Source organism: Novacetimonas hansenii JCM 7643, from assembly GCF_000964405.1.
Taxonomy (GTDB): domain Bacteria; phylum Pseudomonadota; class Alphaproteobacteria; order Acetobacterales; family Acetobacteraceae; genus Novacetimonas; species Novacetimonas hansenii.
This window is the reverse complement of record NZ_BANE01000184.1, coordinates 1-8,564: the sequence shown is the minus strand read 5'-3', so window position 1 is coordinate 8,564 and position 8,564 is coordinate 1. Positions and strand designations below refer to the sequence as shown.

General features: G+C 61.9%; 1 protein-coding gene. It reads left to right on the top strand.

Annotated elements, in window-relative coordinates:
* Nucleotides 1-796: 796 nt before the first annotated feature.
* Nucleotides 797-8,564 (top strand): DUF4347 domain-containing protein (locus tag B7G66_RS12650; RefSeq protein ID WP_159107966.1); only part of this gene is annotated, 7,768 nt, incomplete at its 3' end.

The following is an 8,564-nucleotide window of genomic DNA, read 5'->3' as shown; positions in this document are numbered from 1 at the left end:
AAACCTTTATAATTTCAGGGTGTTATCGATCCTGACTTTTCAAACAGTCTCTGAGCATTGCGGACAGATGTTCGGTCATGTGGGGCCGCCGGATGCGTGCGGATCACAATGCGTGCGGACCAGCTCAACGGGCCTTTTTCCTGTCGGGAACAGGCCGGCTTCGGGGGCGGTGCGGTATCGGTCCATTCCTAGGAAAAAAAACACGCTTTTTGGAGGCATCTTTAGTTTCGCGAAGGCAGCATTTCCGTGCAGGTGTGTTTGGGAATAATTCATAATAAAATATTATGATTTCAGTATGTTAATCTAAAAACCCTGTTCAGGGGACACCCCGGCATGCGGTAATGATCCATATCTGGCGCTTCCACCCCTGATCCAGCGAAGGCGGCGGCCTGTTCCACGACCCCTGATTTTCGCACGCCAACACCATGTCCGGGAGACAACCCGGATATGTTTGGCGCAGGCCCATGCCATGCAGCCCGGCATCATATTCACGCAACGGGTGGGCCTGATTTATAAAAATATCTTTTTATATCATATGGTTATGTTGTTAAAAACGGGGCGTGGGGCGATTTCTGGATGCAGCCCGCACCGGGGGAGACGTCAATAAAAAGTTAATATTTAAGGGGATTATATTAACTTTTTATTTGTATACCCCATGAAAATCTCGGACTTTTAATTAGGAATTAATTCATATTCATCCGGGATGAATTTAATACCATCGTCAGTACTTGACCAAAGGAACTGTTTCGTTTCTTCTGTAACGAAAAGAAACGGCATGTGCGCCGTGGACGCGGAGATGCGTATGCCTATCCTGCTGGAACACCGTCGTGTGTTTGAGGGCCATCATCATGACACCAGCCATGCAGGCGGCATCGCGGCCACCCTTCCGCACGACGCGCCGGGGGGCGTGGCGGACAAAAGCGCCGACACCGCGACGCCAGCTTCGGCCACATCCCCATCCACACATGACCGGTCGCGTGCGGAACAGGCGAATGCGGCGCGGGTGAACGGGGAACGCGAAACCGGTAATCAGGCAAATGCGGCACCGGCGAACGCGACACAGGCGAACGCGGCACTGGCAAATGCGCCATCGGTCCTGTTTGTCGATTCACGGGTCGATAACTGGCGGGAACTGACATCCGGCCTGTCGGCAAATGTCCATGTCGTCGTCATACAGCCCGGCGACAACGCATTCGCCACCGTTTCCTCCGCCGTGGCGAACCGCAGCGGGCTGGCCTCCATCCAGTTCCTGTCTTACGGCACCGACGGGTCGGCCGAACTTGGCGCCACCATGTTCAATGCGGCGTCGGTCATGGACCAGGCGTCCGCCGTTGCGGCGTGGGGGACGCATCTTGGCACCGGGGGGCAGATCCTGTTCTGGGGCTGTGATGTGGGGGCGGGGCAGGATGGCCGGATGCTGGTGGAGGATCTGCATCGCCTGACGGGTGCCAATGTCGCGGCCTCCGCCAATGCCACGGGTGACGCGGCCGAGGGGGGCGACTGGACACTGGAAACACGCAGCGGTGATTTCACGGTGCGTGACCTGTTCACGCGCGCCGCGCGTGCGGCCTATGACGGCGTGCTGGATGTGCCTGATCCGGCCGTCACGATTTCGGGTGACGCCACGGCCCTTCTGGGCAATAGCTTTACCCAGACCCTCTCATTTTCCAACAGGGCCGGATCGGCGGCAGGGTACGGCCCGTATGTGGAAATGTTCGTCCCACATACCCAGAACAGCAGCGCAACCGTCCAGAGCATGACCTATCTTGGTCAGGCGCTGGCGACGAAAACCGTCACGCTGTCCACCACGGTCGCGGGGCATGTCGGCACGCTTGGCGCGCTGGACCCGTTCGCGGTGGACAAGACGGGGCATCCCGTCTTCGTGGTGGCGCCCGCGGGGTACCAGGCGGGTGACGAACTTGTCGCTGCGCGCCTGCCTTTCGCCAGCTATGCGCCTGGTACGCCGGCGGCCAGTATCGTGGTGACGCTGACGGCGGATACCTCCTCGACGCCCGGGGCGACGCTGAATATCGATGCCATCGGTGGTTTCATGTATGGCGCCGATGCGCAGAACAATCCCGCGACCGACCCGTCCATCCGGGGCACCGGCGTCGCCTCCGCCAGTGATCCGGCCGATGGTCTTGCGACCAGTACGGTCAACCTGAACCTTCTGAATATCCAGACCCAGGCCCTGACGACAAAGGATGGTGAACTGGCGGCCGGGCCATCGCATGCCGGCATATACGAGGTGCAGATCACGCCAGCCGCGGCGACAACGGGCGACCCGATCAGGAATGTGGACCTGACTGTCGCCCTGCCGGCGGACGTGCAGTATACGGGCGGCACCATTAACGTCACCGGTTCCGACGGGAAGGTGACGGCAGTGCCCGCGACAACCAACCCCGGCGGGACCGTGACCCTCCATTTCGCATCGCTCAGCGCCGCTGATGGCATGACGAAAGTGGACATCCCGTTCTATGTCCCGGAAACGGATGCCAGCGGCAGGCAGATCGTCAATGAAACGACGGGGGCGTCAGCGAACATCGTCGGGCCGACAGTGACCTATAACAGCGCGGTGAACTGGACCGCGCCGTCCGGTACGGTGGTAACGGTCGATGGGTCGGACCCGAATGCCCCAACCTCCGCCGCCTTCATCGCGCGCGCCGTGGCGGTGCAGATAACATCGGCCACGGATAACAATGCCGCCGTGGCCGCGGGCAGCAACCTGACCTATAACATGGCGGTTCAGGTCAGCAATTATAACGCCACCAGCAACCTGACCCTGACCTCCAGGATTGATGACGAACAAAGCGTCAATCCGGCGATCGCACCGGTCTTTACATGGACCGATGTGTCGGGCCGGCACTCAATTTCGCTGGGCCTGCCGGACAACCCGGTTTCCGCGACACAGAATGGTCAGGTCGTCTCGACCTCCGGTTCCAACAGCTACTGGAACTATACGCGCAATGCCGACGGCAGCACGAGCCTGGCCTTCAACATCTCACAGGCCCTTCTGGCCAATGGATATAGCGGCGAATTGCCCCCCGGCGTTTCAGGGAACCTGAGCTATGGCACAACGGTACTGAGCGGCCATACCAATGCGCCCATCAATCAGGCATCCGGCAAGCCTGCGATGATCGAGGAGGGCGACACGCTGTCGGGTACGGCGGGACTGAGCGGTACGCTGCTGGACAAGGACGGTGCGCAGCAGGGCACAACCCCGGTGAGCGAGACGGAAAGCGGCAGCACAACCCTGAGCGTTGCGAAGGGGAGCGTGACGCTGAAAATCGTTGCGATCAATGGCAAGGCGGTTCCCGATGGCACGACGCCACAGGTGCAGCCCGGCGACGCCGTGACGTACGAGGCCGATTACCAGACCATAACGGGGAATTACACGGCACTGAACCTGTCTTCTTACCTGCCGTCGCCGGTGTTCAACGTGGTGGACCCCAATTCGGATGGCGGCACGACGGGGTATACAGACGCAACCGACAGCAGCACCTATCCATCATCAGGCGGCTACAGGCTGGTGAACGCACCTTCGGGTGTCGTCATTTCGAAAATGACGACAGATGCAACGAACAACGCCCTTTCCTTTGACCTGTTGGGGTATCAGTCGGCAACGGCGACGACCACCCCGGAAAAGCTTGGCGTGCAGTTTACGCTGACGGCCACACAGCAGCCGTTCGCCAATGACTTCGTGCTCAACGCGCTGGAACAGGGGACGATGACGACCAGCACGGACAGCATGAGCCAGACCTATGCCCCGGCCCGGCTGACGGTGCAAAATCCCGACCTGACCACCACCACGGGCATTGCGTCGGTGGCAACGGCGTCGGGGGCCGAGGATGGCGGCGTGACCTATACCAACCAGATCAGTGGCGACGTGACGGCGCGCCCGTCGGAATTCGCGACGGCAGGATCGTCGTCCGTATTCAACACAGGCGCCACGCCAGAGGGGATCGCCCCCGCAACCAACGAGGACGCCCGCAACCTTGTCGGAAGCGAGACCGTGCGCGTGGCCCAGACCGTGCAGAATAACGGCAGCGGGGCCGCGTATGACGTGACGGTTTCTGGCGCCCTGCCCACGGGTGTCGAAACGTCACAGATCACGAATTTCCAGATCGTGCGCGAGGACGGGACCGTCCTTGTGACGGCGGATTCCAGCGGAAACCTGCTTGGTGCGGTCACATCCGCTGGCAAGCAGGCCACGATAGCGGATTATTTTTCCGATAACGGCGTGCAGGTGGAGGCCCCCGGCGGCAGCGGCAATGCCGTCCTTATGGCCAATGGTTCCCCTGCCGATGCCCTTGTCGTGGTTTATGATGTCGCCACCCCGCCGGATGTGGGGCTGGGGCAGGATTACGTCTTTACGGGCACGATCGTGAATTATGCCGCCGTGACGGGGGGTGTGAAGGCGGGGAACGGTTTTGTCAGCAACGGTGTGCCGACGTCGATTTCCGGCGCGGTCATGACCGATACGGCAACGGTCAGTTCCAAAGACCCCACGATCAGCATGCAGGTCGGGACGTCCAACATGGCGGCCGATGACCATCTGGCGGATGCCTCCAACGCATCGGCCTATGCCGTGGGCGAGACGCGGCCCTTTAGCGTGACCGTATCCGTGCCGCCGGGCCAGTTGAGCAATGGCACGGGCGACGTGCAGGTAAAGGTCGCGATCCCGTCACACGAAGAGGTCGATCTTTCGTCCGTGACGGTGACGTTGGGGAACGGGCTTACGGCCACGCTGCCCCCGTCGGCCGTCTCGCTCGATGCGTCGGGCAACCTTGTGGTCGATCTTGGGCCATCAGTGCTGGCATCGGGCAGCGGTGATGACGATGTGACGATCAATTTCAATGCGTCCTTCCCCCTGTCACATAATCTGGACGGGAAAACCGGAACGCAGGAAAACACCTCCGCGTCGCTGATCTATTCAGGGGCCCCGGTGCAATCGAACACGATTACGATGCAGGAGGTGGACCCCGACGTCGTCACGACCCTGACGCCGGATAATGGCAGCCACCTGCAAAGCGGCGAGATCGTGACCTATACCTATACCGCGACGAACCGGTCGGGGGCGGTTGCGGCGGATTTCCAGGATACGCTGACAATTCCCGACGGTTATGTGCTGGTGCCCGGTTCGCTGGTCAATGACGGGTCCATGACCGTTGCCGCGTCATCGGACGGGACCACCATCCATATCGGCGGCAATGATCAGGCGCTGACCGGGACCGGCAGCACGGGGGCGACGGAAAGTTTCACGTTTCAGGTCAAGGTCGCCGACAACCTCGCATCCGGCACGCGCCTGACGATTGCCTCGCAGAAGCTGGCGTCTGGCACGACCACCGCATCGCACGTTCCTGCCTCCCTTGGGACTGTTGGCGGGTATGAAAGCATCCCCTACAGCACGTCCACGACGGGCAAGTGGTTTGCGACCTCGGTTTCCGCCACGGCCACCATTGACAGTTTCAGCGATGCCCATCTGGAAATCGTGGGCGAGGCGGCGGGGGTGAATTCCGGCACGGTCATCCCGGACCCGACCTATAGCCATACCGAACCGACCTCGGCCAATGTCGTGCCCGGCGATGTGGTGCGCCTGCAGGGTTCGGCGCATATTCCCGAAGGTCGCAACACCGATACGACCGTGACCATCACCGTGCCATCCGGCCTGACGATCCCGGCGGATTCCGCGAACCTGACGATTGCCCTGATTTCGCCAGGGGGGGATACGACGTCCGACATCGTGGACCCGGATGGCAATATACCCGGCCTGCAGGTCACTTCCACCACCGCAACCGATGTCACCCTGATCCGGCCGACCTATACGCTGCCTGCTGGTGACTGGTCGATTACGACACATGACGATGGCACCTCGTCGCTTGTCATCAAGCTGGGCACATTGGTCAATAATGACCAGTTGTCCGGCGCGCATGCGGTTGCGCTGGCGTTCAACGCGGTGGTGGACAATTCGATCGCCAACATCGACGCATCCAGCCTGCATGTCGGCATGCAGGTGACGGCCAACGGCAGCGCCACGCCGATCACCACCAATACCGCGCACCTGACGGTTGTGACGCCTGCGCTGGGCCTGACGCAGGCCGAGGGACCGGCGCAGACCGCGCAGGACCTTGCGCTGGGTATCGTGCAGATGCAGGCGACGTTGAAAAATACCGGCGACGCCACGGCCTATAACGCGCAGATCACCGGGCTGATCGGTCCCAACGAAACCTATATCCCGGGAAGCGAGCGGTACACCATCACCAACGCGGATGGCACCACCAGCACGGGTACGCTGACGGTGGGGACGGACCCGTCCGATGGCCATCCGGTTTTCTCGCTGCCATCGCTTGCGGCGGGACAGACGCTGACACTCCTCTATCAGGCCCGGATCACCGATATTACGCAGCCGGTGGCCGAACATACCGCCGTGGCCACGGCCCAGGACATGGACCCGGCGATAACTGAATACCAGGGCACGGCAATCGGGGCGGTCGGGTCCGCCGAAGGCCCGCGCGACGGGACGTTATCGTCGCCGCAGAACAATATCCGCGCCGTATCCTCATCGGGGATTGGCGTGGTGACGGGGCAGGTTTACGAGGTGATCGGCCGTCCCGATACGTGGGGTACGTTCGATCCGAATCTGGATACGCCACTGGGTGGCGTGCCGCTGAGCAGTGTGGATGCCACGGGGCAGAAGTTCGTCTATACGACGGATGCCAGTGGCAATTACATTGCAACGCCCCTGTTTGACGGCACGACGACCCTGACCCTTCCCGATGCCGGAAGCGGGAACCCCGTGACCGTGCCCGCCAACGCGACGCAGGTGGCAGGACTGGCGATACAGTCCGATGGGCACTGGATGCTTGTCGAAACCCCGGATGGCAGGTTGGTGACGGGCCAGAACGTGGTTTATGAACTGCCTGATACCGCGCCGGTCATTTCGGGCTTTTCACGCGGGACCGTTACGGTCGCGGGGGGCAGCACGAACCTCATTTCGAACGGTGCGGGGGTCAACGATGCCGAAATCGCCCGGCTGGTTGCGGCCTATCCTTCGGAATATGGCTATAACGGCGCGGTCCTGAGCGTTTCGCGTGTCAGTGCGGCGGGTGTTGCGACCCCCGATGCGAATGACGTGTTCGGCGGCCAGTCCGGTCTGTCCTTTGGCGCCAGTGGCGCGGTAATGCTGAATGGCACGCAGGTCGGTACTTATACGCAGGGCAGCGGGACGCTGAAGATCACCTTTGGTGTGAATGCAGCAGAGGTCCAGCAGGCGACGGTGCAGTCGGTCCTTAATGACATCACATGGACGAACACGGCGGAAGCCAACCAGTTCCAGTTCCCCATCGCCATCGGTGTCACGCTGAGTGACGGCAATACCGACAATTCGCAGGGCACCGGCGGCGTCATGACCAGCGCCGTGGCGATCACCACCTTCCATACCAGTGCGTCGGGACAGACGGACGTGACCTTTGTGGAACCGAACGACGCGACGCCCACGCCCACGCCCCTTTTCACCGCCGCGACAGCGCCCGGCGTGGTCGCGCCTGCCGCCACGGCGGTTTTCACGCTGGGCAATGCCCAGGCGGGGGATGCGCTGGTGTTTTCGGGGGCGGGTGATGTGGGCGACATCGTTGCGACGGTGGGGGCGGACGGGTCGCTGCATCTGGCATCGGCATCAAATGGCGCCACCACGGCGCAGTGGAACCGGGCGCTGGCCGATGTCGGGTTCGTCAATATGTCCGACACGCCCGATACGGCCGTGTCGCGCACTGTCGCACTCAGCGTGACCGACGCCGCCACAGGCGATATCACAACCGCGAACGCTGTCGCGACGGTCAACGTGATCGCCGCCAATGATTCCCCCGTGCTTGGCCCCGTGGCCGATGACGTGGTCCCGGCGCGCGAGGACGCAACATCGCCCCCGTCCGCCACGGCGGGTGTCGCCGTTTCCTCGCTGGTGACATCCGTGATCGACCCGGACGCCAATGGCGTGCATGACGGGGCGGTGGGCGTGGCGATGGGCATTGCCGTTGTCGGGGCCGATACGTCCAAGGGGAACTGGTATTATTCAACGGACGCGGGCAGGACATGGACCCTGTTCGCCTCTGCTTCCACGGCGGCCATTTCGTCGGGTAACGCCCTGTTCCTGGTTGGTGGCCCGGATACCCGCATCGCGTTCGTCCCGACCACGACAGATTACAACGGCACGATCGGTGATGCGTTGCAGTTCAAGGCATGGGATGGGTTCGACCCGCATGCCAATGGTTCAACCGGTGCATTGCCTGCAACACTTGGCGCGGCGGCGGCCCTCAATTCCCCGGGCACGTCCTATTCCGCGCAGACGGACACACTGATCGTCAATGTCGCGGCGGTGAATGATGCGCCGGTTGCAACCGGGAATGTGACGCTGCCCCCCATGGCGGAGGATACGACGAACCCGCCGGACGCATCGGTCTCATCGCTGTTTACGCATGTGTTCAATGATTCGCGCGATCAGCAGGTATCGGCCTCCAACCCCGACGGGTCGTCGGCAAATGACCTTGCGGGCATTGCCATTGTCGGAA